Source organism: Amycolatopsis sp. MEPSY49, from assembly GCF_051337345.1.
Lineage (GTDB): Bacteria > Actinomycetota > Actinomycetes > Mycobacteriales > Pseudonocardiaceae > Amycolatopsis.
In genome coordinates, this window is sequence record NZ_JBDLYJ010000003.1 from 51103 (window position 1) to 77452 (window position 26350).

A 26350-nucleotide genomic window follows, 5' to 3' on the forward strand; every position below is an offset into this window, starting at 1 on the left:
TTCGGTTGGGAGGCCGGCGGATGGCAATGCGCCTCCAGCTCACGGCGGGCCTCGAGGTCCTCGAAAGCTGGGCCGAGACGGCGTCGCAGGCGGAGCGGAACGTCGTCTACGAAGCCCTGTTCGCCGTTGGTGACGGCTCCGCTTTTCTCGTTTACGACATTTTCGGTGACCCCCGCGATCCCGGCAATTTCCTCGTGATGGTGAAACCGGGACTGGTCCTGAAAGTGATGGTGCAGCGCGCCGATTCCGCGTTCGAAATCCGCTATGTCGGCACGGTCGAAGACGGCGTTGACGCCGCTGCCGCAGCTCAGGAGACGTCCAGCCCGGAGTGACCGCACTTCGAAAGTGCTGAGCTGAACGGACCAATCCGCCCTCCGCACCCGGGTGCCGGCACTTCCGCTGATCGGCCGCCGTTTATTCGGCTTCCCGTACGTGCATTCCTCACCTTGACAGTGTCTCCGGCGATGTGAAAGCCTTTGCGTGTTCGCTGGTCAGGCCGCTATTTCTGGGGTGGGTAAACGTAGGAGGCTGCACCATGTCTTCACCGGAATTGCCAGGACTCGACGTTTCCGGCCGGGTGCGCGCCCGGGACGTCCAGATGACCGGGACCGCCGACGTCGGCCGCCGGGTGCTCATGATCACCGGCGCCATCGACACCACCGACCACGACGTCTCGGTGAGCGTCAACCTCCCCGAGCCGGGCCGCTGGCAGGTCATCAAGGCCGAAACCAACCTCACCGACCAGACCTGGGTCGCGATGCAGGCCGTCATGGACGAGGACTCCACGTTCCTCGACGACGAAATGCTGATGTCGCCGCAGTTCTCGAAGAGCTTCATGACGCCGGACGCGCGCCGCCTCACGTTCTACGACGGCGAGGTCCGCCCGGGCGAAACCGTCTTGAAGACGTACTCGATGGAGACGAGCGGCCGCAAGCCGACGTACTTCTACTCGCGCTACAGCCCCATCGCCACCGACAGCGCCGAGCAGTCCCAGCAGACGCTGGACGAGCTGGTCACCAACGGGATGAGCCAGCGGCCGGTGGTGGAGCTGATCGTCCCCGTCACGGTGCTCTGAGCCGGCGGCGGGCCGAGCAGTGATCACGTTCGTACCGGAGCCGCACCTGCTCGACTCGCCGCGGGGCCGCGCCTGGCCGCGCCCGCCCGCGCCACCGTCCCCGGCGCGGGGGGCGTCGCCCGCGCCCGCCGCGGACGTCGTGGTCGTCGGGGCCGGCCCGGCCGGCCTCGCGGTCGCCTCCGCCCTGTGGCACCACGGCGTCACCGACGTCGTCGTCGTGGACCGCACCGGGCGGCCGTGCGGGCGGTTCTTCGGCCGGATCGACCTGCTGGGCCAGCGCGTGCTGCGCTCGCCCTACGAGCACCACCCCGGCGTCGAGGGCTTCCGCGACTGCGAGCTGCTCGACTTCGCGCGGCTGCACTGGGGCCGGCTGACGCCGGTCGAGCGCCGCGAAATCCGGATGTCGCAGTCCGGCCACCGGTCGGTCGTCCCGGTCGACGTCTTCGACGCCTACTGCGCGCACCTGGTCACCACCCACCACGTCGGCGAGAAGACCTGGCAGGCGACCGTGCGCGAGGTCGTGCCCACCCCCGAAGCCGTCACCGTGCACACCGACCGCTTCTCCGTCGCCGCCCGCCACGTCGTGCTGTGCCCCGGCGAGGAACGCCGGCCCGCGCCGGAAACCTGGTGGGGTGGCGGCCATCCGCCGCGCGGAGTGTCCTTTTGGGACGAATCGGTGCCGTCGGGCGCGCGCTGCCAGGTGGTCGTCGGCGCCGGGCTCACCGCCGCGCACCTGATCACCGGCGCGCTCGAAGCCGGGCGCGAGGTGCACTGGGTGGTCCGCGAGACCGGCGAGCGCTACCAGTGCGCCGACGTCAACTCCACCTTCTTCCGGCCGGAGGGCCGCAAGCGCTTCGACGGCGTCGGCTGGGCCGAGCGGCTCGAGCTGATGGGCCGGTTCCGGCGCGCGTCGATCATGTTCGAGTTCCGGCCGCTGCTCGAGCGCGCCGAAGCCGAAGGCCGGCTGGTCGTGCACCGCGGCGAAGCGGTCAAGGAGATCGCGCCCGCGGTCGGCGGGAGCGTGGTCCTGCGGCTGGAGAGCGGCCGGCGGGTCGCGGGCGACCACGTCGTGCTGGCGCTGGGCACGACGCCGTCGATCGGCACCGGCCTGCTGCCCGACGAGGTCGTCGACGCCCGCGACGGCTGGCCGTCCCTGGACGAGCGCACGCTGTCCTACCGCCGCGAGCCGCGCGTGTCGGTGGTCGGGGCCGCCGCCGGGATGGTGCTCGGCCCGGCCGCCCGCAACATCGACGGCCACCGCGTCGCCACCACCCGGGTCGCCGCGGCGATCGCCGCCCAGTTGCGCAGCGGGGCCACCGCGCCGGCCGAGGCGGTTGTCGGTGTCTGATTCGCGGTTCGCGCTTCCGGAAGTCGATGCACCCGGCACCACCGAGGCCGGGGTCATCCTGCTGGGCCTGGACGCCGACCGGCTGCTCGCCGGCCTCGCGCTCGCCCGGCTCGCCGACGACCCGGCCATGGTCACGCAGGTGGTCGACCAGGCCCGGCACGGGTCGGCCGCCTTCGGCATGGGCGGGCTCCTGGAGTCCGGCCGGGGGCAGTGGCTGGACCTGCGCGACCGGCTCGGCGACCCGCCGTCGACGTCGTCGCCGGGTTCGCTGCGGCGGGAGTGGGAGCGCCGCCTGGACCTCGTCGCGGCGGCGATGCCCGGCGCCGGCGCGGGCACGATCGCGTACCTGACCGCGTGCGCGCTGCGCGGCACCGAGGTCGACCAGCTCGCCGCCGGGCTGGCGGACGGAAAGGAACCCTTCGATGTCGTACCTGAAGTCCCTGCCGGCTGAAACCACGCTGCTGCAGGTCTTCCGGGCCTACCCGGGTCCCGCCAGGCACCTGCTGGCCTTCCACGAGGAGCTGCTGCGCGGCGAGTCCCCGTTCACCCCCGGCGAGCGCGAAATGATCGCGGCGTACGTGTCCGGGGTCAACGCCTGCGACTACTGCCACGGCATCCACACCGTGACGGCGGAGGCGTTCGGCGTCCCCGAAGGCGTGCTCGCCGCGGCGGTCGAGGACCTGGGTTCGGCGCCGGTGGAAGAGAAGCTCAAGCCCGTGCTGGCCTACGTCGGCAAGCTCACGCGGACGCCGTCGCGGATGACCGAGGCCGACGCAGAAGCCGTGTTCGCGGCGGGCTGGGACGAGCGCGCGCTGCACGACGCCGTCCTGGTCTGCGCGCTGTTCAACTTCATGAACCGGATGGTCGAGGGGCTCGGCATCGAAGCCGACGCGGCCTACACGGTGACGTCGGGGGAGCGCCTCAAGGAAGGCGGCTACGCGGGCCTGGCGGGCTTGCTCGCCGACGCCTGAACCGGACCCGACGGAGGCCACCGGGACCGCGGTCCCGGTGGCCTCCGTCGGGTTTCAGTTCTCGATCGGGGTGTTCTGGTAGGCGGCGATCAGCCACTCGCCGTCCTGCTTGGCCAGGACCCAGATGGCGCGCACCTGGCGGGCCGGGCTGACCTCGGTCTCGCCGGGGGCGAGGACGCCGCCGACGGTGATGACGACCGCCGCTTCCTTGCCCAGGAACTTGAGGTCGACGGGCTCGCCGAAGACGCGCGTGCCCTTGTACGGGCCGGCGTACCCGGCGCCCATGAACGCCTTGATGCCGTCACGGCCCTTGACGAAGACGCCGCCGGGGAGGGCCATGGTGCCGTCCTCGGTGAAGGCCTTGGCGAAGGCCTCGGCGTCGTTTTCCGCCCACGCCGCGACGATCCGCTGCGGGACGGCGGCGACGGCGGCCTGTTCGGTGGCCACGGTGGACGTGCCATTGCTGGTGGACATACCGGGATTCCCTCTCCCTCGGTGGGCGCGAGTCCTTCGAGCCTAGGCGCCGCGGCTCCGGCCGGACTACCTGCCGGTTGCGGGAAACCGTTGTCCGTCAAGGGTTTCGGGTAAGACGGCACGCGAGCGGGTGCGCAACCGTGGAGACGTGGGTATGCGCGGGCAAGCCGGATCATGAAGTGACCGGGACCACGACCGGCGCCCGCCGGCCGAGCACGGCCCGGAACGCTGAAGGGGTTGTCGACTCATGGTGATCGTCATGGCCACGCACGCCACGGCCGAGGACGTCGAGGCGGTCGTGGAGCGGGTGGAAGCGGCGGGCGGGGAGGCCTTCGTCAGCCGCGGGGTGAGCCGGGTGATCATCGGCCTGGTCGGCGACGTCGACCGGTTCGAGACGCTCAACCTCGGCGGCCTGCCGAGCGTCCAGAGCGTCACGCGGATCTCCGCCAAGTACAAGCTGGTCAGCCGGGAGCACCACGCCGAACGGTCCACTGTGTACGTCGGCGGGGTGCCGATCGGCCCGGACACCGTCACGCTGATCGCGGGGCCGTGCGCGGTGGAGACGCCGGAGCAGACCCTGGAAGCGGCGCGGATGGCCCAGTCCGCCGGCGCGGTCCTCCTGCGCGGCGGCGCGTACAAGCCGCGCACGTCGCCGTACGCCTTCCAGGGCCTGGGCGAGCTGGGCCTCAAGATCCTGGCCGACGTCCGCGCCGAGACGGGCCTGCCGGTGGTCACCGAGGTGGTCGCCGCGCACGACGTCGAGATGGTCGCGCGGTACGCCGACATGCTGCAGATCGGCACCCGGAACATGTCGAACTTCGGGCTGCTGCAGGCGGCGGGCGAGGCGGGCAAGCCGGTGCTGCTCAAGCGCGGCATGAACGCGACGATCGAGGAGTGGCTGATGGCGGCGGAGTACATCGCCCAGCGCGGCAACCTCGACATCGTCCTGTGCGAGCGCGGCATCCGCACGTTCGAGACGGCGACGCGCAACACGTTGGACATTTCGGCGGTCCCGGTGGTCCAGCGGCTGTCGCACCTGCCGGTGATGATCGACCCGTCGCACTCGGGTGGCCGTCGCGACCTGGTGCTGCCGCTGTCACGGGCGGCGATCGCGGTGGGGGCGGACGGCGTTCTGGTGGACGTGCACCCGAAGCCGGAGGAAGCCCTGTGCGACGGCCCGCAGGCCTTGATGACGGAGGACCTGCGGCGGTTGTCGGCGGAGCTGGACGACCTGACCGCGGTCGTCGGGCGCCGGCTGTCGACGTGGTGGAACCGCCGCCTGCTGGCCGGGTGAAGAACGGACAACGGCCCCCGGTGCGCGCACCGGGGGCCGTTGTGCGTCGGGGATCAGGGGAGCGAGTACGCGATCACCTCGGGCACCGGGTTCGCCATGAAGCCCGGCGCCGCCGCCGTCACGATCACCGTGTTGCCGTCGATCGCCGGGAACGAGTTGATGCCCGCGCCCGTCTTCGTCGTCCACAGCTGCCGTCCGGTGCGGACGTCGAACGCGTACACCGTCCCGTCGAACGTGCTCGTGAACACCACGTCGTTCGTCACCGTCGCCGCGCCGAACGCCATCTGGGGCAGCGGCTGCGTCCACTTGACCCGGCCGGTCGCGACGTCGACCGCCAGCAGGCCGCCCTTGCCCGAGGCCAGGTCCGGCCACGCCTGCAGCGGCTCGATCGCGCTCAGGTGCGTCGCCAGGTCGACCCATGGCACGAACAGCGTGCCGTCGGACACCGCCATCGGCGTCTCCACCCCGCCGAACGTGCCGGGGTAGACCTCGGTGACCTCGACCGGCAGCGGGCCGGTGTCGTTGAGGTGCTTGCCGACCGGCAGCGACCACAGCGGCTTGCCGTCCGAGGCCCGGTAGGCGTGCACCGATCCCATCTTGCCCGCGGCGATGACCACCTCGGTCAGCTTGCCCTGCAGCCGGACCTTCGTGATCACCGGCGAGTCCTGTAGGTCGTAGTCACGCACGTCGTGCGGCAGGACCTGCTGGTACCACAGGAGTTTCCCGGTGTGGGCGTCCAAAGTGACCAGTGAGTTGGTGTACAGGTTCGGGCCCGGCCGGCTGCTGCCGTTGGGGTACTCGGGCGTGCCCGGGTACGGCGCCGGGTTGCCGACGGTCAGGAAGATCCGGCCCTCGTCGTCGATCGCGGGCGGGTACCAGAGGCCGCCGCCGCTGTTGATCTCCGGGTGGCCCCAGAGGTCGCCGTCCTTGACCGTGTTGAACTCCCACTGCACCGCGCCGGTGCGGACGTTCAGCGCGTACACGATGCCCATCGAGCCGGGTACGTACTCGGTCCAGGTCGACGGCGCCGTGCTGACCACGACCGTGTCGCCGTAGACCTGCGGGGCGACGTCGACGCCGCCCTTGCCGGCCTCGATCAGCTCGCGCGTCCACACCGTCTTGCCGGTGCGGGCGTCGAGGGCGAAGACGCCGGTGAACGTCGTCGCGACGATCAGGCCCTTGCCGTAGGCGACGCCGTTGGGGCCGACGTTCGGGTCGTTGAACGCCCGCTTCCACAGCTCGCGCCCGGTCTTCGAGTCCAGCGCGTAGACGTTGGAGTTGAGGTCGGCGAAGTAGGTCACGCCGTCGACGACGATCGGGTTGCTCGCCATCAGCCCGGCGAAGGTCGGCGTGCCCGAAAGCGGGTAGCGCCACTTCACCTTCAGATCGCCCACGGTGCGCGAGTTGATCGCGGTGCGCGTGGTCGCCCGGGTGTTGGCCAGGTCGTAGTTGTGCCCCAGCCACGGCTGGCTCGGCCGGCCGCCCCAGGCGGCCAGGCTTTCCGAGGAGAGCCGGTCCGCGGCCGCCGTCGGCTCGGTGCCGGCGATCCCGGACACCACCGCGAGCGCGACGAGGGCGAGCCCGGTGCGCAGGCGTCTGCGCCGGATCTTGCGGACCGGCCGGATGTCGGTGTCGGCCACCGTTGCCTCCTTACGTCCGCGCCCGGCCGCTTTCGGCGGGCCGGGCGCGGTTCGTGCGTTGTTCGGGAACTCAGTGGTGGAACTCGCCGCCGTTGACGTCGAGGTTCTGGCCGGTGATCGCGCTCGCGAGGTCGGACAGCAGGAACAGCACGGCGTTCGCGACCTCGTCGGGCAGCGCGAGCCGGCGCAGGTCGAGGTTGGCGGCGACCTCGTCGTAGACCTGCTGTGCGGGGACGCCGCGCTGCTCGGCCATGTACGCGAAGCCGCCCTTCAGCGCGTCCGCCCAGATGTAGCCGGGCGTGACGGTGTTGACCCGGACGCCCTGCGGGCCGAGCTCCGAGGACAGGCTCTGCGCCAGCGAAACCAGCGCGGCCTTGGCCATCTTGTAGACGCCGAACGGCGGCTTCGAGTGGCGGATGACGACCGAGCTGATCATCACGATGGCGCCCTTGTGTTCGGCCAGCGACGGCGCGAACAGCCGGCTCAGCCGCAGCGCCGCGAAGACGTTGGTCTCGAAGCCGGGCCGGATGTCGGCGACGTCGACGCTGGTCAGCGGCGTCATCGGCGGCACGGCGAACGCGTTGTTCACCAGCGCGTCGACCCGGCCGAACGTCTCGAGCGCGGTGTCGGCCAGGTGCTGCGCCGAGGCTTCGTCGGTGATGTCGGTCGGCACGACGAGCGCCTTGCGGCCCAGGCCTTCGACCTCGCGGGCGACCTCGGCGAGCCGCTCCTCGTTGCGCGCGGCCAGCACGACGTCCGCGCCCTCGGCCGCGCTCCGGACGGCGAGCGACCGGCCGAGACCGGGGCCCACGCCGGACACGACGACGACTTTGTTCTCCAGCACCTGGGGCTCCTCTTAAGTCAGGCGGCGAACGGCTTCGGCCGGCGCAGCTCGTCGAAGGACGACAGGTCCGGGACCGTCCAGCCGTCCAGGTCGTACTCGTTCATGCACTCGTCCACAAAGGACTTGTAGTCGTCGACCTCACCGCCGGCCAGCTGCGAGAACAGCAGCTCCACGCGGGTGTTCTCGTGGTTGCCGGCGTAGTTGCGCTCGTAGAGCTCGTGCCGGCCGCCGAACTCGGTGCCGACCGCGTCCCACAGCAGCTTCATCAGCTTGGTCCGGTCGACCGCCTCGACGCCGTCCGAGCCGCGCAGGTACTTGTCGAGGTAGGGCCGGACGTCGGGGTTGGCGAAGTCGTCCGCGCCGGAGTTGACGTAGATCAGCCCGCTCGCCACGTCCTGCAGGATGATCTCGCGGATGCGCGGGTAGCCCAGCTGCATGAACCAGCGGTAGGCCAGCCCGTACTGCGGGTTCGGCATGACCGCGCCGTTCTTCCACGCCACCGGGTTGCGCGCGGACGCGTCCGACAGCGCCCAGAACAGGTTGCGCCAGGCCAGCACCTCGCCGGCGCGGGCCTGCACGCCGCGGAAGTCCTTGGTGCCGGTGATCTCCAGCGCCTTGAGCAGCAGCCCGGCGATGAACTCGAGCTTGACCGCCAGCCGCGTGCAGCCGTGGAAGGTGAACCGCTCGATGAACCCCGACTGCCCGGCGAACAGCCGGACCTTGCCGATGTCGCCGTAGACGAAGATGTTCTCCCAGGGGATCAGCACCTTGTCCAGCACGAGGATCGTGTCGTTCTCGTCCAGCCGTGAGGACAGCGGGTAGTCGAACGGGCGGCCCATCGTCGCCGCCGCCTGCGTGTAGGACGGGCGGCAGATGAGCTTCATGCCCGGCGCGTCCATCGGCACGGTCGCGACGAGCGCGAACTCCTTGCGCTTGATCGGCAGGCCGTAGTGGGCGATGAAGTTGTAGTGCGTCAGCGCCGACCCGGTCGCGACGACCTTCGCGCCGCTGACGATCACGCCCGAGTCGGTCTCGCGCTCGACGTGCACGAAGACGTCGGACACCTCGTCCGGCGGCCGGCTCCGGTCGACCGGCGGGTGCACGATCGCGTGGTTCCAGAAGAGCACCTTCTCCTGCGACTCCCGGTACCAGCGGCGGGCGTTGGGCGCGAACTCCCCGTAGAAGTCCGCGTTCGCGCCCAGCGTGCCGAGGAAGGACGCCTTGTAGTCCGGGCTGCGGCCCATCCAGCCGTAGCTCATCCGCGCCCACGCGGCGATCGCCTTCTGGTCGCCGACGAGGTCCTCGGCCGTCTTCGGGGTGGTGAAGAACCGGTGCGTGTACCCGGTTCCGCCGCCGTCGACCGGCTTGGTGAGGACGTCCTGGTGCTTCGGGTCGTGCAGCGCGTCGTACAGCCGCGCGGTCATCCGGATCGGGTTGTGGAACGCCGGGTGCGCCACCGGATCCTTGATCCGTTCGCCGTAGAGGTAGATCTCCCGGCCGTCGCGCAGGCTCTCCACGTACTCGGCACCGGTCAGCGGACGGGTGGCGGCCTGGTTCGCGGAACCCGTCTCGGTGCCCTGCTGATCGACCATCGCGGCTGGACCCTCTTCTCGTGGCGGAGTCGGAATGCGGTGCGCGACGGGGACTTCCGGGAACGTCAGGCGACGATCTCGAACTGCCCCATCATCCCGCTCGTGGAGTGCTCGAGGAAATGGCAGTGGTACAGGTACTTCCCGAGGAAGTCGGTGAAGGTGGCCTGGACGGTGACCGACTTGCCCGACCCGAGGAACACGGTGTCCTTGCGGCCGGCGTCCTGCGGCAGCAGCGGCGCGCCCTCGCGTTCGAGGACGCGGAACTGCACCAGGTGGCAGTGGAAGGTGTGGTCGATCGGGTGCGCGGTGTCGCCGTTGACGATCTTCCAGATCTCGGTGCTGCCGCGCTTGACCTGAAAGTCGATCCGGTTCGGGTCGAACGCCTTGCCGTTGATCAGCCCCAGCGGGACGCCGGTGAGGTCGAAGCTCATCACCATTTCGCGGGTGACGCTCGCCTTCGTCAACGCGGGCAGCGCGCGCAGCTTGTCCGGCACGCGGCTGAAGTCCGGCGCGGTGCGCACGACGTCGAAGCGCAGCACCGGGCCCGCGGTCGCGTCCGAGAGCACCAGCTGCGTGCCGACCTTGTAGCGGGAGAAGTCCACGACGAACTCGGTGCGCTCGGCCGAAGCCAGCGACAGCTCGGTTTCCGCCACCGGCGCCGGCAGCAGCCCGCCGTCCGAGGCGATCCGGAGCAGCTGCGCGCCGCCGAGGTTGAGCTGCAGCATCCGCTCGTTGGCGCCGTTCAGCAGCCGGAAGCGGTACTTGCGCGCGGCCACCTGGAAGTACGGCTGGACCTTGCCGTTGGCCAGGATCGTGCTGCGCGGGATGTCGAAGACGAACGCGCCCTTTTCGTCGAAGTGCGCGTCGCGCAGCATGATCGGCACGTCGAACTCGCCCGAGGGCAGCCCCAGCGACGCCTCGGCGGGGTCGTCGATGAGGTAGAACCCGTGCAGGCCGCGGTAGACGTGGTCGGACTCGAGGCCCATCACGTGGTCGTGGTACCAGAGCGTCGCGCCCTGCTGGTCGTTCGGGTACTCGTAGGTGTAGGCCTGCCCGGGCGCGATGACGTCCATCGGGTAGCCGTCGCTGGCGACCGGAGTGTGGCCGCCGTGCAGGTGCACGTTGGTGTCGTCGGCGAGCCGGTTGGTGACGGTGACCCTGGTCGTCCGGCCGGTCCGCGCGCGGATCGTCGGGCCGAGGAACGTGCCGCCGTAGGTGAGCGCGGGCGTGCGCAGGCCCGGGAAGATCTCGACGTCCGACGGCTGGACGCTGAGGCGGTAGTGGTCGGCGGCCGCGTCGCGCAGGTACGGGCGCAGCTGGGCCGGCACCGGCATCGGCACCGAGAACGGCGTGACCGGCGGCGCGACCGCGGCGAGCGACTCGGCCGACGGGCCGCTGACGTCGAGCCCGCCCATCGGCATGCCGTCCATCTTGTGCTGGGTCAGCGGGCGCACCGCGTCGGTCACCGCCGGTGCCGCGGCGGTGCCGCCCGGGGTTCCCTTGGGCAGCAACAGCCCGCCGACCGCGCCACCGACGGTCAGGCCGCCCAGCGCGAGCATGCGTCTTCTGTTCAGCATCTTGTGTTTCTCCCCAGTGGCGTGCGGACGTCGAGGTCTCGGCCTGCCCGATCCTCGCACCGGTGCGCCCGGGGTACTTCTCGCGCCGTGCGCAGTGGAAATCCCTGGCACAGCGGAACATCGCACGGCGGGAGGTGCCCACCGCGACGCGCCGGTGTGACGCTCCTCGGGTACTTCGCGCCCGGCGGTCGCTCCGCCGATCCACAGTGGATCTTCAAGTAGGAAGGCAGGAATCCGTCGTGACGCAGAACCTGGCCGGCGATTCCGTCCGGAAACTCCCGACCCGCGGCAAGGCCGCGCTCTCGTGGCGCCGGACCGTGCTCAACCCGTGGGTCCTCGCGACGCTGGCCCTGGTCGTGTTCAACGCGCTCTACGCGTTGCCGCGCTACCTCAGCTTCGACCCGGCGCAGTCGCGGATCCCGCCGGACCCGGGCTTCGCGCTGCACTTCCCGACCGTGGCGCTGCACGCGATCTTCGGCAACATCGCGATGATCACGTTGCTGCTGCAGGTGATGCCGGCGCTGCGCGGGCGCAACCGCAAGGTGCACAAGATCAGCGGCTACGTCTACCTCTACGGTGGCGTGCTGCCGAGCGCCCTGCTCGGCTTGGTGCTGCTGCCGTTCTCGGCCGCCCCGACCGGTGCCGTCGGCCTGTTCGCCATGTCCGTCGGCTGGATCGCGGTGACGCTCGTCGGGTTCCGCAAGCAGAGCAAGCACCGCTACGCCGAACACCGCCGCTGGATGTACTACAGCTTCGCGCTCGCGCTCGGCACGTCGTGGGGCCGGGTGATGGGGCTGGTGCTGCCGCTGTTCGGCGTCCAGATCGGCGTGCAGATCGACATCATGGTGTTCCTCGAGCTGTCGTCGTGGCTGTGGGTGCTCAACGTGCTCGTCGCGCAGTGGGCGTGGGAGCGCGGTTCGCGCAAGAAGGCGCGGCGCGGGCAGCCGGAGACGCTGCGCGCCGCGGCCTGACCTTCCCGCCCCTCGGTGAAAGGACGCACATGACCAACCCCGACGTCCCGGCGGCGCTCGCCGGGTTCGCGGCCGCGGCCCCGGACCGGCTCGACGCCGAGTTCGCGGACCTGACCGCGCGCGTGTGGCACGACGCTGCCCTCGCCGCCGACCTCGTCCCGGAGTTCGTCGACCTGCTCGCCGTGGCCGACGACGCCCGGGCGGGCCGGCTCGCGGTGCTGCTCGGGCTGCTGGCCGAGGAGCACGGGCTCGGCACCGAGGTCTTCACGCAGGTCGCCAAGGGCCTGGACACCTACCTCGACGTCCTGGACCGCCACGCCGACGGCGAGCCGGTGGCGCTCGGCCTGCTGTACCTGGTCGCGCACTTCCCGGCCGACTCGGAGCGGATCCTCGCGGCCGTCGCGCACCGCAACCTGACGGCCGAGGACCGCAGCCGCCTCGAGCGCTGCCTGGAGCCGTACGACCGCGAAAACCTGGTGCTCGGCCGGGTCTGGCCGTCGCCGGCGGAGTGGGCGCTGACCGACGCCGAGCGCGAGTTCGACCGCCGCTGGGTCGCCGAACTGCCCGACGCGCAGGCGAAGGCGACCTGGGACGGCGACACGAAGATGGTGCTGGGCTACGCCGGCGCGCACGCGTACTGGGCGCAGCTGGCCGGCACCCCGGTGGTCGCGGCGGACACGAACCCGCTGCGCGACGCCGTCCCGGTCGAGGCGTCGGACGACGGCCTGGCGGGGATCACCCGGCACGCTCCGGTGCTGCGCTGCCCCGTGTGCCACGGTGCCTTGGCGGCGCGGCCCTCGGGCGCGCACTGCCCGGTGTGCCCGGGAACGTACCCGCTGGCCCGGGGCGTCCTGGACTTCACGGCGGACCCGACCCGCCCGGTCGCGGCCGACGACCCCGACGACGTCCTGAGCAACGCGGCGGCGATGAACAGCATCGGGCTGTACTACGAAGAAGTGCTGCGGCCGGGGTTCCTGCGCCTGATGGGCACGAACTGGGGCGGCCAGGTCACGCCGGCGGACGAGGACGAGTACTTGGCCGCCCGGCTGAGTTCCGTCGACGGGACGGTGCTCGACCTGGCGGCGGGCGCGGGCCGCTGGACGGCGGTGCTGGCCGAGCTCCTGGGCCCGGACCGGTTGGTCGCGCTGGACCTGAACCCGACGATGCTGAGCTGGCTGCGCGGAAGGCTGCCGGAGGTGTGCGCGGTCCAGGCTTCGGCGCTCGACCTGCCGTTCGCGGATGCGTCGTTCGGCGGGGTCAACTGCTGGAACGCCCTGCAGGCGATGCCGGACCCGGCCCAGGCGATCGCCGAAGTGGGGCGGGTGCTGAAGCCGGGCGGGACGTTCACGCTGCTGACGTTCGGTTCGGCCGAGGACCCGGTGCTGGCGTACTACCAGTCGACGTTCCGCGGCCCGGGCTTCCCCGACGGCGGGATGCCGTTGTTCAGCAGGGCCTTGGTGCGGTCTTGGGTCGAGGCGGCGGGCCTGGTGGTCCGGGACGAGTCGGGCCCGGGCTCGTTCATCTTCGTGACGGCGGAGAAGCCCGCCTGAGTTCGCAGTCCGTGAAGGCCCCCTGCCGCTTCGGTGGCAGGGGGCCTTCGGCTTTCGGGGGGCGAGTTCGGGACCTGGCTCGCCTGGACGACATGAACGACTCTTTCATGTCGTCTGGCGTCAGGGCTCCGGCAAAGTCGTGGCCGCGCGGTCTGACCGGCGTCGCGGCGATGTCATGAAAGGGTCGTTCATGTCGTCTGACGAGGTGAACGACCCGTTCATGGCGTGCGGGCGACCGGGTCGGCCGCGCTGACCTGACTTTGCCGAGACCCTGTCGTCTGGCGTCATGAACGACTCTTTCATGACATCCGCCCCGCGCCCCGCGCCCCGCGCCCCGCGCCCCGCGCCCGCGCCCGCCCGCGCCCCGCGCACCCGAGTTCGGCCACACGAAAAGGGGCCTTCCCGCCGCAGGCGGGAAGGCCCCTTTCCGAACTCACTCAGCCCAGCGTGCGAGCGAACGCCCTCAAGTCGTCCACCAGCAACTCCGGCTGCTCCATCGTCGCGAAGTGCCCGCCGCGGTCGAACTCCGTCCACCGGCTCAACGTCGGCAGGATCGACTCCGCGAACCGCCGCACCGGCCGCACCGCGTCCGCCGGGAAGTACGCCACCCCCACCGGGGCCGCCAGGTCCCACGGCCCGCCCCACGTCTTCGCGAAGTCCAGCCGGTTGGACTCGTAGTACAGCTGGGCACTGGACCCCGCCGTCGCCGTCAGCCAGTAGATCGAGACGATCGTCAGGAGCAGGTCCCGGTCCACCGCGTCCTCGGGGACGTTGTCCGAGTCCGTCCACTCCTTGAACTTCTCGACGATCCACGCCAGCTGCCCGACGGGCGAGTCGGTCAGCGCGTACGACAGCGTCTGCGGCCGGGTCGACTGGATGTGCCGCCAGCCCGCCTTGTCCTGCTCGAAGTGGGCCGCGAACTCCAGCCGCGCGCGCTCGGCGTGGTCGAGGCCGGCGAACGCCGCCGGGTCGTCCGGCGGGAACGTCACGAACATGTTGACGTGCACGCCCGCCACGTGCGCCGGGTCCGCGAGGCCCAGGTGCAGCGAGATCGGCATGCCCCAGTCGCCGCCCTGGGCGATGTAGCGGTGGTAGCCCAGCGCGCGCATCAGCTTCGCCCATGCCCGCGAAATCCGCGGCACGTCCCAGCCGATCGCGCCCGTCGGGCCCGAGAACCCGTAGCCCGGCACCGACGGGATGACGACGTGGAACGCGTCCGCCGGGTCGCCGCCGTACGCCGCCGGGTTGGTCAGCGGGCCGACGACGTCGAGGAACTCGGCCACCGAGCCGGGCCAGCCGTGCGTGATGATCAGCGGGCGCGCGTTCGGCTCCGGCGAGCGGGCGTGCAGGAAGTGCACGTTGACGCCGTCGATCGTCGTCATGTACTGCGGGATGTCGTTGAGCCGCTGCTCGGCCAGGCGCCAGTCGAACTCGTGGCGCCAGTACTTCGTCAGCTCCTTCAGGTAGCCGACCGGGACACCGCGGTCCCAGCCGACGCCCGGCAGCTCCGACGGCCAGCGCGTGTCGTCGATCCGCCGGTGCAGGTCGTCGAGCGCGTCCTGCGAGATGTCGATCTTGAACGGTCTGATCTCGGCCACTGGTTCCCCATCCTTGTCTGGCATCGTCGGTCAGGCCGCGAGGTCGCGGGCCTGGGGGGCCGGCGGCTCGGCCGCGGGCGGGAGGGCGGCGGGCGGTCGCCGCCGGTGCCGGAGCACCCGGAGCGCGTACTTCGGCTTCAGGAGCGACTGCGGCGGGTCGATCAGCCCGGCGACGCGGATGAACGCGTTGGTGAGCACCGAATCCTCGACCGCCGCCTCCTGCAGCCGCGCGACGTAGCGGTTGACGAAGTCCGTCATCAGGCCCTTGCGGCCTTCGGCGCCGGCGTACCCCATGTCGCCGCCCGCCGACACCGACCACGCGCCCGCGATCTTCTTCGCGATCTCCTTGAAGAACGGCCGCGCCGCCGGCACCGGGTCGCGCCGCAGGTGCTGCTGCAGCACCAGCGACTCGAGCGCGGCGACCGTCATGCCCTGCGCGTAGATCGGGTTGAAGCTGCACACCGCGTCGCCCATCACGAGCAGCCCGGCGGGGAACCGGCGCAGCTTCTCGTAGTGCTTCCAGATGCTCGCCGGGTACCGGAACGTCACCGGGTCGTCCAGCGGCACGCCGGTCGCGATCGCATCGTGGATTTCCGGGATGGGCAACGACTTCACGTACGCGGTGAAGCCGTCCGGGTCGGCGGGCGGGTGGTCGCCGAGGACGCCGGTGAGCGACAGCTCGACGCGCCCGTCGTCGCCGGGCATCCGGTGGAAGAACGCGCCGCGCGGGGTCTCCGGCGTCGCCGCCGGGATGATCGCGAGGTCGGTGCCGAACGGGTCGACCGGCAGCCGGTAGTGCCGGGTGGTGTAGGCGAGGTCGATCTTGACGCGCTCCTCGACCGGCTTGTCGTAGCCCAGCTCGGCCAGCCACAGCGGCGTGCGCGAGCCCTTGCCGGTGGTGTCGACGACGAGGTCGGCGGGGAACACCGTCGGCCCGTCCCCGCCGTGCGCCTGCACGCGGGCGCCGGTGATCCGGCCGCCGTCCTCTGTGGACTCCAGGCCGAGGATGTCGTGGCGGTCCAGGAAGACGACGTTCGGGATGGCCTGCACGCGCTTGCGCACGTGGTACTCGAGCAGCGGCCGGATCGCGGGCACGCAGTCCAACCCGGACGGGGCCGGCTTCATCCGCCGCCCGTTGAAGATCCAGTGGACGTCGGAGCTGAAGTCCCCGCACTTCACCCCGGCCTCGGACAGCTCGTCCTTGAGGCCGGGGAAGTGACCCTCGAGGATCTGCTGCCCGCGGGCCACCAGGCCGTGGGCGTGCCTGCCGTGGGGCACCCCGCGGCGGTAGGTGGTCTCGCCGGTCAGCTTGTCGCGGTCGACGAGGACCACTTCGGCGTAGGTCTCGGAGAGCACGCGGGCGGCCAGCAGGCCGGCCATGCTCGCACCGAGGACGACTGCGCGGTCACCTCCCGCGGCAACGTGGCTGGACATCGTTCGTCCCTTTCTCCGGTGGGTGGGGAGACGGCGCCGGTCAGTCCGGGAGCCGGATCGAGAGCGCGTGCCGGAACACGTCGCGGGGGTCGTAGCGGCGCTTGACGTCCTGCAGGCGCGGGTAGTTGTCCTTGTAGTACAAGGTGGACCACGGCACGCCGGAGGTGTTCTGCGCCGGGTCGGCCAGGTCGACGTCCGGGTAGCTGATGTACGAGCCGTCGTTCACCTCGCCGGGCACCGGGACGCCGCCGGATTCGGCGTAGACGTCCCGGTAGTACGCCTGCACCCAGGCCAGGTTCGCCTCGTCCTCTTCGGGCGAGAGCCACATACCGGTGCTGATCGACGCCTTGAGGATCGAGTCGCGCTGCGGGATCGCGGTCGCGTCGGGGGCGACGGCGTTGACCTGCCCGCCGAACCCGGTGACCACCAGGCAGCCGCCCGCGGTGCCGCCCTCGACCGTCAGGTGCCGGTGGATCGCGTCGAGCTGGTGCTCGGTGAACCCCTTGCGCAGGTAGCCGGCCTTGTTCTTGTAGCGCCCGTTGGGGTCGTTCGGCCAGCTGTAGGACGGCATCCAGGTGCTGAACCACGGCAGCACGGCGATGTCGTTCATGACCGGCTCGACGTCGACGCCCTCGGTCAGCGCGGCGAACCACGCGGCCAGCAGCTGCTGGGAGTCGGGCACGTCCTCGTCCAGCACCGCGGTGACGGTGAAGATGCCGCCGTCCTTGTGTGTGATGATCAGGTTGCTCCACAACGATTCGTACGGCGAGCCGGGGTCGCTGTTGCGCTCGTACCAGGCGCAGTAGTTGCGCAGCACCCGCTTGAACGACTCGGGCGTGAACGCCGGCCACGGCCACACCACGGCCTGGCGGCGCATCGCGCGCGGCGCCTTCGGCAGCAGCTGCGCCGGGTCGTCGGAGTCCGCGCCGGGGGAGCGCAGCCAGAACCGCGTCACCACGCCGAAGTTGCCGCCCCCGCCGCCGGTGTGGGCCCACCAGAGGTCGCGGTGCGGGTCGTCCTCCTCGCGCGTGGCGACGACGGCGGAGGCCTTCCCGGCTTCGTCCACGACGACGACCTCGACCGCGTAGAGGTGGTCGACGACGAGGCCGTCGCGCCGCGACAGGTGGCCGTAGCCGCCGCCGGAGATGTGGCCGCCGACGCCGACCTCGAAGCACGTGCCCGCCGGGATCGTGACGCCCCAGCCGCTGTAGAGGACCCGGTAGACGTGCCCGAGCGTCGCGCCGCCCTCGACGGCGAACGCGCGGCGGGACTCGTCGTAGTAGACGGCGTTCAGCCGCGAGAGGTCGAGCAGCACCTGCACGTCGGGCGAGGAGGTGAAGTCCTCGAAGCAGTGCCCGCCGCTGCGCACCGCGAGGCGCTTGCCGGCGTCGACGGCCTCCTGCACGGCCGCGACGACCTGCTCGGTCGAGCCGGCCAGGCGGACGTAGTCCGGTTTGCCGACGAACCGGTGGTTGTAGCTCTCCACCAGGTTTTCGTAGCGCGGGTCGGCCGGGGTGACGGTGACCGGCCCGAAGGCCGGGAACTGCTCGGTCATCTCGTTCCTCCATAGCGGACGTCCGGTTACCAATCCGGCCAAAAGCAGGCCGACCCCCCGTGCGGCACGTGACCGTTGCCACGAAGCTATTCGGCCGTGACTGTGGCCGGATTGGTAACCAGCGGCACAGTATGACCGTCACATGCGGACCCCCGCCCGGGCGTCTTCCGCGTTGCCGATCGTGGTGGGTTCCACTGTGGACGGTCCGGGAACACGACGACGGCCGGTGCCGTGCTCACGGGGGGAGCGCGGCACCGGCCGGCGGGTGGTGAAGGGGGCGGTTGACGGGGAAGTTGGGGGGGGGGGGGGGAACCGGGGGGGGGGGGCGGGGTGGTGGCGGGGGGGCGCCCCCCCGCCACCACCCCGCCCCCCCCCCCCGCGGGGGGATCAGCCGGCGGGGGTCGCCGCCGGTTCTTCGGTGGCCTCTTCGGCGGGTGCCTCCTCGGCCGGACCGGCCGGAGCCGCCCCGGTCGGCGGGACGTGCCGCAGCAGCCGCGCGGCGAGCACCGCGACGGCGGCCAGCAGGACCGCGCTGACGATCGCCACGACGTGCAGGCCGCTGGTGAACGCCTCGCGGGCCGAGCTCAGCAGCTCACCGCCCGCCTGGGCGGGCAGCGTGGCGGCGGAGTCCACCGCGCCGGCGATGCTGTCCTTGGCCACGCTCGCGGCCGGCTCCGGCGTACCCGCCGGGACGCTGACCAGCCCGCGGTACACCGCGGCGCCGATGCTGCCGAGCACCGCGATGCCGAGGGCGAAGCCGAACTGGCCGCTCGTCTCGTTGAGGCCCGCGGCCGAACCCGCCTTCTCCGGCGGCGCGGAGGCGAAGATCAGGTTCATGCCCAGCGTCACCAGCGGACCGGCGCCGAGGAAGATCAGCGCGAAGCCGGTCGCCAGCGTCGCCGGGCCCGCCGTCGCGTCCACCTGGGTCAGCACCAGCAGGCCGACGACGGAGATCGCCAGGCCGATGCCGATCAGGTACGCCGGCCGGAACCGGCGGCCGAGGATGGGCGACACGAGGAAGCTGACGGTGTTCGCGGCCACCGCGGGCAGCATCCACAGCCCGGCCTTCAGCGGCGTCAGGCCGTTGACCAGCTGCAGGTCCTGCGTGATGAACAGCATGATCGCGCCCATCAGCATGGTGCCGAACAGCATGCTGCCCAGCGCCGTGCTGAACGCCTTGCTGGCGAACAGCTTCAGGTCCAGCAGCGGGTGCTCGAGCCGGCCCTGGCGCCGCCCGAAGACGTAGCCGAAGGCGAGCCCGACGACGACCGAGAGCACCGGCACGACGCTCCAGCCCTCGGCGGCCAGCTGCTTGAGGCCGTAGATCACCGGCAGCACGGTCACCAGGATCAGCGCGACGCTCGGCAGGTCCAGCTTGCCGGCGTCCGGGTTCTTGAACTCCGGGAGCAGGACCGGGCCGAGCACGAGCAGCAGCACCATCGCCGGGACGCCCAGCAGGAACACCGAGCCCCACCAGAAGTGCTCCAGCATCAGGCCGCCGACGAGCGGGCCGATCACCGCGCCCACCGAGAAGCACATCGCCCAGATGCCGATCGCCATCCCCATCTGCTTGGGGTTGCGGAACATCGTGGTGATGAGCGACATCGTCGACGGCGCCAGCGTCGCGCCCGCGATGCCGAGCAGCGCCCGCGCCGCGATGAGCATCTCGGGGCTGGTCGAGTACGCCGAGAGCACCGAGGCGACGGCGAACGCGGCCGCGCCGATGAGGAGCAGCTTGCGGCGGCCGATGCGGTCGCCGAGCGTCCCCATCGTCACCAGGAAGCCGGCGAGCAGGAAGCCGTAGATGTCGGTGACCCACAGCTGCTGCGTGGTGCTGGCCCCCAGGCTGGCGGTCAGGTGCGGGAGGGCGAGCAGCATCACGTAGACGTCGATGGACACCAGCAGGGTGGGCAGGGCGAGCACGGCCAGCCCGATCCATTCCCGCCGGCCGGCACGGACGTCGGCCCCTGTCTGCGTAGTGTCGTTCATGGGTTGGTCCTTCCTATTGCGAATCAAGCCGTCTGGGCGCCCGCGGGCCGCCGCTCACCGGGGAGTCGGGGCCGCCCTCGCGATCCGGACACCGGTGGTTCCTCGGATTTCGGTCATGTCCACAATGGTCACGGAAAGTAGTGATCGTTGCATCTTCCGTATTGCTCTGTTAGGCCCGGTGGACCGGCGTGCCGCAGGACCTCGTCGCGCTCGGGTTTCGGCTGGTGAAGGCCACTTTTTCGACGAGTTCCGAAGGGGTTTCCGCAGGCCTTGCCGGGGCTGGGGTGATCGGCGAGGCGTAGTCGGTCGCCTGCACACCGTGCTAGCTTCGCCGCCGAAGAGGTTCCGCCAGGCCACTGTCGGTCAGGCGGCCGGTGAGCCGAACGAGTGAACCCCACCGCGCTCTTCCCGTCGGACGTCCGGGGCCAGCGGCCCGCTCCGACCCATCCGAGAAAAGGCACACCCGACCGGGGAGTAGAACAATGGCGAAGTACCTGCTGATCATGCACATGAACCCGACGCTGTGGGCGGGCCTCACCGACGACCAGAAGAACGAGGTCTTCGAAGGGCACGGCAAGTTCCACCAGCTGATCTCCGAGTCCGGCGAAATGATCGAGACGAAGGCGCTGGCCGACCCCGACGCGACGAAGACCGTGCGCGTCCGCGAGGGTGCCACCGACGTCGCGTCCGGCCCGTTCGTCGAGTCCGAGGCGTTCCTCTGCGGCTACTACGTCGTGGACGTCGAGAGCGAGGAGCGCGCCGTGGAGCTCGCCGGGCAGATCCCGGACGCGAAGCACACCGCGATCGAGGTCCGCAAGGTCATCCACGAGGCCGGTCCCGCCTGATCGAGGCTGTGTTGCCGGGGCCGGTTCCTCCGCGGAGGAACCGGCCCCGGTCTTACGTGCGCTCGCTCGAGTTGCGGGCGATGTCCTGCCGGAAGAGGCCACCGGGGTCCAGCCGGTCGCGCACCCGGTCCACCGCGGCGATCGTGTCCGGCGCCAGGATGCCCTGCGGCTGCTCGGGTGTCTCGACCAGCGTCGGCGTCGTCAGGCCGGTGTCCCACGGCGTCAGCGCTTCGCGGGCGGCGGCCAGCGTGTCCACTATGGACTGAATGGTGACGTCGCCGAACGGCACGCCGGCGGCGACGTAGGCGAACCCGGCCGGCAGGTGCGAGAGCGCGCCGCCCGCCGGGTCCGGCCGGCCGAACGCGCCGCCGAGCTGACGCAGTTCCGTCGTCACCAGCGGCGAGTCGCGGCGTTCGCCGATGATCCGGGTGAACCGGCGGCCGCCTTCGTCGTCGAGGTCGCCGAGCAGCAGGTGGTCGCCGTGCACCGGCGCGGGGTCGGCGGGGTCCATGTGCGTGGCGGGCACGTCTTCCGGGCCGCCCTCGTGCCAGGTGTCGAACACCGGCTCGGCGATCGCGCGCAGCGGGCCGAGCAGTTCCTCGGCTTGCGAGCGGGCCAACGGAAGATCTTCGGCCGACGGGCTCAGCACCACGCCGTCGATGCCCAGCACCGGCCCGGCGCGCAGGGCTTCCGGGATCTGGGGCAGGTCCGGGAGGTTCATGACGCGCAACGCCGTCGTGACGGTGTCCGGCGCGTCCGCGGTCCACTGCCGCCACTGCTTGAAGAGCCGGTCGGCGTGTGCCGCCGGCCAGAACGCGGCGCCGGTGATCACCTTCGTCGCGGGGAACAGGTCCACCTCGACGGCCGTCACGACGCCGAGGCCGCCCCCGCCACCGCGGATCGCCCAGAACGCTTCCGGGTCGGTTTCCGCGTCGAGCCGCCGGTGTTCGCCGTCCGCGGTGACGAGTTCGACCGCGCGGACGCTGTTGGCCGCCAGCCCGGTGTGGCGGCCGTAGAAGCTCAGCCCGCCGCGCAGCAGGTAGCCGACCGCGCCGACGCCGGGCGAGGAGCCGTGCGGTGCCGCGAGCCCGTGCGGCGCGGTCACCGCGACGACGTCGCCCCACGGCGTCCCGGCCGGGATCCGGACGCGCCGGGCTTCGAGGTCGAGTTCGACCGGGCCGTCCGGCAAGGTGCGCAGCAGCAGGGCGCCGGGCATCGGGCCGGCCGTCGCCGACGCGTGCCCGGTGGCCATGACGCGGACCGCGAGCCCGGCCGCCCGCGCGTGCGCCAGCGCGGCCCGGACGTCGTCGACGGTCCGGACCTCGGCGGCCGCGGCCGGTTCGACCGGCGCGATCAGGTTGAACACGCGCGTGGCGCGCTCGTAGGCGGCGTCGCCGGGCTGGCTGACGAGCATCGGGGGACTCCTCGGGTCAGGCGGCTTCGCCGAAGTGGGCCTGGGCCAGGCTCCGGGTGGTCACCGTGGCGAGCAGCACGCCGATGCCCGCGTGGCTCTGCAACGTCGACAGGTCGCGCCACACCCGCTCGATCCGCTCGCCCTGGCGCACCGCGCTGGAACCCGCGGTGGGGAACAGGTTCCGCTCGACCGCGTGCCAGCTCAGCCGGATCACCTCGCGGCAGATCGTGGCCAGCCGCAGGTCGTTCTCCTGGCTGAACGCCGACGGGCCCGCGGCGCAGATCTCCTGCCAGGTCCGGGTCGCCTGCTGCACCGCGGCTTCGGCGGTGGCGATCATGCCTGCCGCTTCGCCGTACCAGAACTGGTAGTCCGGGTGCTCGTGGCGCGGGACGACCGGCGGGAACAGGGTCAGCCGCGAACGCATGAGCTCCTCGTACGCGTCGAGCGCGCCCTGCGCGATCCCGACCGCCAGGCACGCGACCTCCAGCAACATGAAGCTCAGCTGCCCGCCGCCGTACTCGCCGTTGCCGTGCAACGCGTAGCCGGGCGTGCCCTTGGTGACGTCGATCTCGCTCATGTGCGTGCCCGGCAGCGTCAGGTGCGCCGGGACGCGGGCGTTGTCGATGACGATGCTGTGCGAGCCGCTGCCCTTGAGGCCGAGCTGGCCGCCCCAGTTGTCCAGCCGCCGCCACTGCTCCCGCGGGACGACGAACAGCATCGGGACCTTCTCGCCGTCTTCGCCGTCGATCAGAGTGTGGCCGATGAAGTGCGTGGCGTAGGGCGAACCCGAGCAGTAGTGCCAGGTCCCGTCGATGATCCAGTCACCGTCCGGAGTGGACTCCGCGGTCCCGCTCGGCACGATCGTGGCCGGGGCGATGAAATTCCCCTCCTTGAACAGCTCCGCCTGCGCGCGCTCGCCGAAGAGCGTGGCCGCCTGCAGCGCGTGCGTCGCGCCGAGGCAGAACATCCACGCCGTCGACGGGCAGCCGCGGGCCAGCGCCGTGGTGACCCGCAGGAACGTGTCGATGCCGAACTCGTAGCCGCCGTAGCGCCGCGGCGTGAGCAGGCGGTAGAACCCCGCCTTTTCGAACTCCCTATGGGTGTCCTCGGCGTAGAAGGTCCGCTGCTCGGTTTCCGCCTGGCGGGCCACCAGCGCCGGCCCGATCGCCTCGGCCCGCGCGATCACCTCCGCCGGCGTCAGGCCCGGCTCGGGCGGCAGCGGAAAATCTGCCCCGGTAACGTCCTTGACCGTCGTCATCGCCAAGAGGCTCCTTGTCCTGGTCGGTTCGTCACCACCGGTCGAGCGTCACACGGCGGCCGCCTCCGGTGCATCTCACCGAGTGCGGGCCCGGTTTCCGCACGGCGCGAGACTCGGTGCGGGCCGGGATTTCGCTAGCGTTCCTCCGAAACCGGCCACGCGCGAGGAGGCGGCGAACGTGACTAGTCCCGACGGCCCGGTGGCGCGGGCGCCGCTGTCGGCGAACCAGGAGTTCCTCTGCGGCTTCGACCTCGGGGACGCCGACGGGCCGTTCGGCCCGCGGTTCCACATCGTGCACGGCTGGCGCCTGCGCGGCGAGGTGGACGTCGAAGCCCTGCGGGGCGCGCTGGTCGACGTCGTCGAGCGGCACGAGGCCCTGCGGACGCTGATCGTGCGCGACGAACCCGAGCGCTACCAGAAGATCCTGCCCGCGGGGCAGCCGCACCTCGAGGTGCGCGAGCTCGGCTCGGCCGACGGCGATCGCGACCGCCGCGTCGAAGAGCTGATCATCGAGGTGGAGTCCGGCGAGATCCACCCGGACCCGCCGCTGGTGCGCGCGGTGCTCGGCCGGTTCGACGACAAGGACTCGGTGCTGGTGCTGATCGTGCACCACACGGCGGCCGACGGCTGGTCGGTCCGGCTCGTCATCCGCGACCTCGCGACGCGGTACGCGGCCCGCCGCGGCTTCGACGTCGGCGAGCTGCCGGATCCCCGCCAGTACCGCGAATTCGCCGAATGGCAGGCCGAAAACGTGTCGGGCACCGAGCTGGACCGCTCCCGCGAGTTCTGGCGCAAGACCCTCGACGGCGCACGCGTCCACTCGATCCCGACCGACCTGCCGAAGTCGGCCGGGATCCCGGAGTCCAGCGGGGTCTACCGCTTCCAGATCGCCGCGGAGCTGGTGAAGCCGGCGCTCGAGCTGGCGTCGGCGATGCGCTCGACGCCGTTCATGGTGCTGCTGGCCGCGTTCGAGGTGCTGGTGCACCGCACGACCGGCGAAACCGACGTCACGGTCCCGACGTTCACCCCGGGCCGCGGGCACGAGCAGTTCCAGCTGACGGTCGGGCCGTTCTTCAACTACCTGCCGCTGCGCACGGACCTGGCGGGCGCGGCGACGTTCCGCGAGGTCGCCACGCGCGTCCGGCGGTCGTGCCTGCAGGCGTACTCGCACGACATCCCGTTCGGCCAGGTCGCCGCCCAGGCCCCGGACCTGATGACCCGCACGCTGGAGGACCGCCGCGCGGCGGTGGTGTTCCAGGTGTTCCCGTTCCCGTTCCTGCTCGACGGCGAGCTGGTCGGCGACCTCGAGTTCTCCGAGGTCCGCCGCCGGCTGCTCTCCCAGCCGGTCGGCTCGGACGTGCCCAACGGTGCACTGTGGACGCTCAACCTGGACCCGTCGGGCGACATCGTGGCGGGGATCCAGTACAACACCAACCTGTTCGAGGAAGCTTCGGTCGCGGCGATGGTCGAGCAGTTCGTCCAGGTGCTGGGGGAGACGGTCACCCGGCCGGACGCGCCGCTGTAGCCGACCCACCCGCGAAAGAGGGCTTCCCCGCGAGCGCGAGGAAGCCCTTCTTCGTTGTCCGTCAGCCGACGTGGATCGGGCCCCGCTCGACCTCACCGCGGCAGTAGGCGTTGTAGTGGTCCAGCCGCGCCTGCGCCTCGGCCGTCGCCTCCGTGAACCGCGTCTTGACGTCCACATCGGACAGCAGCACGTCGTGCATCGCCGCCGCCGAGATCTCCTGGATGTGCGCCAGCTCGCCGACCAACGCCCCGCGCGCCGCCGGCGAACCCGTCGTCGTCGCGATCTGGTCCAGCGCCACCAGGAAGTCCGGATTCTCCTCGTACCACCCTTCGGCCGCCAGCCGCTCGATCGTCGGCGTCGTGATCGGGACGAAGTTGGTCGCCTTGTGGCGGGCCGCCGCGTGCTCCGGGCGGCAGAGGAACTGCATGAACGCCAGCGCGCCGTCGCGGGTGTGCTCGTCGAGTCCGTCGGTCAGCCACAGCGCGTCGCCGCCGATGACGTTGCCCGCGCGGGGGACGTCCTGGTTGTACGGCATCCGCGCCGCCCGCACGGTGAACCCGCCGTCGCGGCCCGCCTGGACCATCCGGTCGACCTCGACCGACGACGTCAGCGTCAGCGCGGCCTTCCCTTCGGCGAACGTCCGGAAGTTGCCGTCCCAGTCGACGGCGTCGCCGTTGTGCAGGTACCAGTAGTGGCCGGCCCGGTGCAGCTTGCGCCACCACCCGGCGTAGGCCAGCGCCTCCGGTGAGGCCAGGTCGACCTTCTGGGCCCGGCCGCGGCGGCCGTTCTCGTGGTCGACCAGGAACCCGCCCTGCTGCGCGATCGACTGCTGGAACATCCAGCCGTGGTTCGGCCACGTGATGCTGTGCGACGGCCCGTCGCCCCGCAGCCGGCCGACCGCCTCGCACGCGGCCTCGACCTCGGCCCACGTCCGCGGGATCTCGTGGACGCCGGCCCGCGCCAGCAGCGTGGTGTTGGCGTACAGCAACGTCGTCGACGTCAGCAGCGGCTGCGCGGCCACCGCGCCGTGGTAGCGGTAGTAGCCCCGGACACCGGGGACGATGTCGCGGAGCACCACCTGCTCGCCGAGGATCTCCTCACGGCCGCCGATCGCCCGCTCCACCGAGGCGAACAGCGGGCGCCCGTCGGCCGTGCGGGTGTCCTTGGCCTCCTGGGCGGAGGTGTAGAAGTACTGCGCGATGGTCGGCGCCCGTCCGGCGAGCGCGGCCCGGTGGATCTCGCCGGGCAGGTCGAGGTACCCGAACCCCTCGACCTCCACCCGGTACTCCGGGTGCGCCTCGCCGAACTGCGCCGCCAGCGCCCGCATCTGCCCCAGGTACTCGGGCATGATCGGGTAGATCGGCACCCACAAGCTGAGCACGGTCACGGCCTGGCC

22 protein-coding genes are annotated in these 26350 nt (G+C 71.4%); 10 read left to right on the forward strand and 12 right to left on the reverse strand.

Features of this window, described 5'->3' with window-relative positions:
- The first annotated feature begins 20 nt into the window (after positions 1-20).
- The 5 genes from ABFJ78_RS14930 (at position 21) to ABFJ78_RS14950 (ending at position 3394) form a co-directional block, all read left to right on the forward strand.
- Complete coding sequence (locus ABFJ78_RS14930; RefSeq protein ID WP_436387776.1) at positions 21-332, forward strand: DUF6235 family protein; 312 nt, start codon at positions 21-23, stop codon at positions 330-332.
- 266 nt (positions 333-598) lie between these two features.
- Positions 599-1075 (forward strand): DUF6423 family protein, encoded by a 477-nt coding sequence (locus tag ABFJ78_RS14935; protein ID WP_436387777.1) that lies wholly within the window; start codon positions 599-601, stop codon positions 1073-1075.
- A 19-nt stretch (positions 1076-1094) separates the two neighbouring features.
- Positions 1095-2423 carry an FAD-dependent oxidoreductase gene (locus tag ABFJ78_RS14940; protein WP_436386851.1) on the forward strand — a complete coding sequence of 443 codons (1329 nt, stop codon included), beginning with the start codon at positions 1095-1097 and terminating at the stop codon, positions 2421-2423.
- Positions 2416-2874 (forward strand): DUF6187 family protein, encoded by a 459-nt coding sequence (locus ABFJ78_RS14945; RefSeq protein ID WP_436386853.1) that lies wholly within the window; start codon positions 2416-2418, stop codon positions 2872-2874. Before ABFJ78_RS14940 ends, ABFJ78_RS14945 begins: the two co-directional genes overlap by 8 nt.
- Entirely contained in the window at positions 2846-3394 is a 549-nt protein-coding gene (locus tag ABFJ78_RS14950; protein ID WP_436386854.1) for a carboxymuconolactone decarboxylase family protein, read from the forward strand. The genes ABFJ78_RS14945 and ABFJ78_RS14950 overlap by 29 nt, the downstream gene beginning before the upstream one ends.
- Positions 3395-3448: 54 nt before the next feature.
- Here ABFJ78_RS14950 and ABFJ78_RS14955 read toward each other — a convergent pair whose 3' ends face one another.
- The gene (locus tag ABFJ78_RS14955; RefSeq protein ID WP_436386856.1) at positions 3449-3868 is read right to left on the reverse strand and encodes an SgcJ/EcaC family oxidoreductase; all 420 of its coding nucleotides are present in this window, start codon (positions 3866-3868) and stop codon (positions 3449-3451) included.
- A gap of 259 nt (positions 3869-4127) precedes the next feature.
- Here ABFJ78_RS14955 and aroF point away from each other — a divergent pair, with 259 nt between their 5' ends.
- Positions 4128-5162 (forward strand): 3-deoxy-7-phosphoheptulonate synthase, encoded by a 1035-nt coding sequence (gene aroF, locus ABFJ78_RS14960; RefSeq protein ID WP_436386858.1) that lies wholly within the window; start codon positions 4128-4130, stop codon positions 5160-5162.
- A 53-nt stretch (positions 5163-5215) separates the two neighbouring features.
- On the opposite strand, the gene ABFJ78_RS14965 is transcribed toward aroF, so the two are convergent.
- The 4 genes from ABFJ78_RS14965 to ABFJ78_RS14980 all read right to left on the reverse strand — a co-directional run bounded on the left by ABFJ78_RS14965 (position 5216) and on the right by ABFJ78_RS14980 (position 10815).
- Positions 5216-6802: an outer membrane protein assembly factor BamB family protein gene (locus tag ABFJ78_RS14965; RefSeq protein ID WP_436386859.1), complete on the reverse strand. Its 1587-nt coding sequence runs from the start codon at positions 6800-6802 to the stop codon at positions 5216-5218.
- A gap of 70 nt (positions 6803-6872) precedes the next feature.
- Positions 6873-7646, reverse strand: a complete 774-nt coding sequence (locus ABFJ78_RS14970) for an SDR family oxidoreductase (protein ID WP_436386860.1) — start codon at positions 7644-7646, stop codon at positions 6873-6875.
- Between the two features lie 17 nt (positions 7647-7663).
- Positions 7664-9238: a 4-hydroxyphenylacetate 3-hydroxylase family protein gene (locus ABFJ78_RS14975; RefSeq protein WP_436386862.1), complete on the reverse strand. Its 1575-nt coding sequence runs from the start codon at positions 9236-9238 to the stop codon at positions 7664-7666.
- 65 nt (positions 9239-9303) lie between these two features.
- A complete protein-coding gene (locus tag ABFJ78_RS14980) occupies positions 9304-10815 on the reverse strand; it encodes a multicopper oxidase family protein (protein ID WP_436386864.1) in 1512 nt (503 codons plus the stop codon).
- 239 nt (positions 10816-11054) lie between these two features.
- Between ABFJ78_RS14980 and ABFJ78_RS14985 the strand changes: the two genes are divergently transcribed.
- Positions 11055-11786: a DUF2306 domain-containing protein gene (locus ABFJ78_RS14985; protein WP_436386865.1), complete on the forward strand. Its 732-nt coding sequence runs from the start codon at positions 11055-11057 to the stop codon at positions 11784-11786.
- A gap of 29 nt (positions 11787-11815) precedes the next feature.
- Complete coding sequence (locus tag ABFJ78_RS14990) at positions 11816-13336, forward strand: methyltransferase domain-containing protein (RefSeq protein WP_436386866.1); 1521 nt, start codon at positions 11816-11818, stop codon at positions 13334-13336.
- Positions 13337-13773: 437 nt separating this feature from the next.
- Here ABFJ78_RS14990 and ABFJ78_RS14995 read toward each other — a convergent pair whose 3' ends face one another.
- From ABFJ78_RS14995 to ABFJ78_RS15010, 4 genes are all read right to left on the reverse strand, one after another.
- Entirely contained in the window at positions 13774-14934 is a 1161-nt protein-coding gene (locus ABFJ78_RS14995; protein WP_436386867.1) for an epoxide hydrolase family protein, read from the reverse strand.
- A gap of 30 nt (positions 14935-14964) precedes the next feature.
- A complete protein-coding gene (locus ABFJ78_RS15000; protein WP_436386868.1) occupies positions 14965-16368 on the reverse strand; it encodes an FAD-dependent oxidoreductase in 1404 nt (467 codons plus the stop codon).
- Positions 16369-16408: 40 nt separating this feature from the next.
- Complete coding sequence (locus ABFJ78_RS15005; RefSeq protein ID WP_436386869.1) at positions 16409-17923, reverse strand: FAD-binding oxidoreductase; 1515 nt, start codon at positions 17921-17923, stop codon at positions 16409-16411.
- Positions 17924-18310: 387 nt separating this feature from the next.
- The gene (locus ABFJ78_RS15010; protein ID WP_436386871.1) at positions 18311-19912 is read right to left on the reverse strand and encodes an MFS transporter; all 1602 of its coding nucleotides are present in this window, start codon (positions 19910-19912) and stop codon (positions 18311-18313) included.
- A 482-nt stretch (positions 19913-20394) separates the two neighbouring features.
- Between ABFJ78_RS15010 and ABFJ78_RS15015 the strand changes: the two genes are divergently transcribed.
- On the forward strand, positions 20395-20757 hold the full coding sequence (locus tag ABFJ78_RS15015) for a YciI family protein (RefSeq protein WP_436386872.1): 363 nt from the start codon (positions 20395-20397) through the stop codon (positions 20755-20757).
- A 52-nt stretch (positions 20758-20809) separates the two neighbouring features.
- Here the strand turns inward: ABFJ78_RS15015 and ABFJ78_RS15020 are convergent, their stop codons facing one another.
- A complete protein-coding gene (locus ABFJ78_RS15020; protein WP_436386874.1) occupies positions 20810-22171 on the reverse strand; it encodes an FAD-binding protein in 1362 nt (453 codons plus the stop codon).
- Between the two features lie 16 nt (positions 22172-22187).
- Positions 22188-23429 (reverse strand): acyl-CoA dehydrogenase family protein, encoded by a 1242-nt coding sequence (locus ABFJ78_RS15025; protein WP_436386875.1) that lies wholly within the window; start codon positions 23427-23429, stop codon positions 22188-22190.
- 178 nt (positions 23430-23607) lie between these two features.
- Here ABFJ78_RS15025 and ABFJ78_RS15030 point away from each other — a divergent pair, with 178 nt between their 5' ends.
- Positions 23608-24954, forward strand: coding sequence for a condensation domain-containing protein (locus ABFJ78_RS15030; RefSeq protein WP_436386877.1), 1347 nt, complete (start codon positions 23608-23610; stop codon positions 24952-24954).
- Positions 24955-25015: 61 nt separating this feature from the next.
- Here ABFJ78_RS15030 and ABFJ78_RS15035 read toward each other — a convergent pair whose 3' ends face one another.
- Positions 25016-26341 (reverse strand): extracellular solute-binding protein, encoded by a 1326-nt coding sequence (locus ABFJ78_RS15035; RefSeq protein ID WP_436386879.1) that lies wholly within the window; start codon positions 26339-26341, stop codon positions 25016-25018.
- Between the last annotated feature and the right edge of the window lie 9 nt (positions 26342-26350).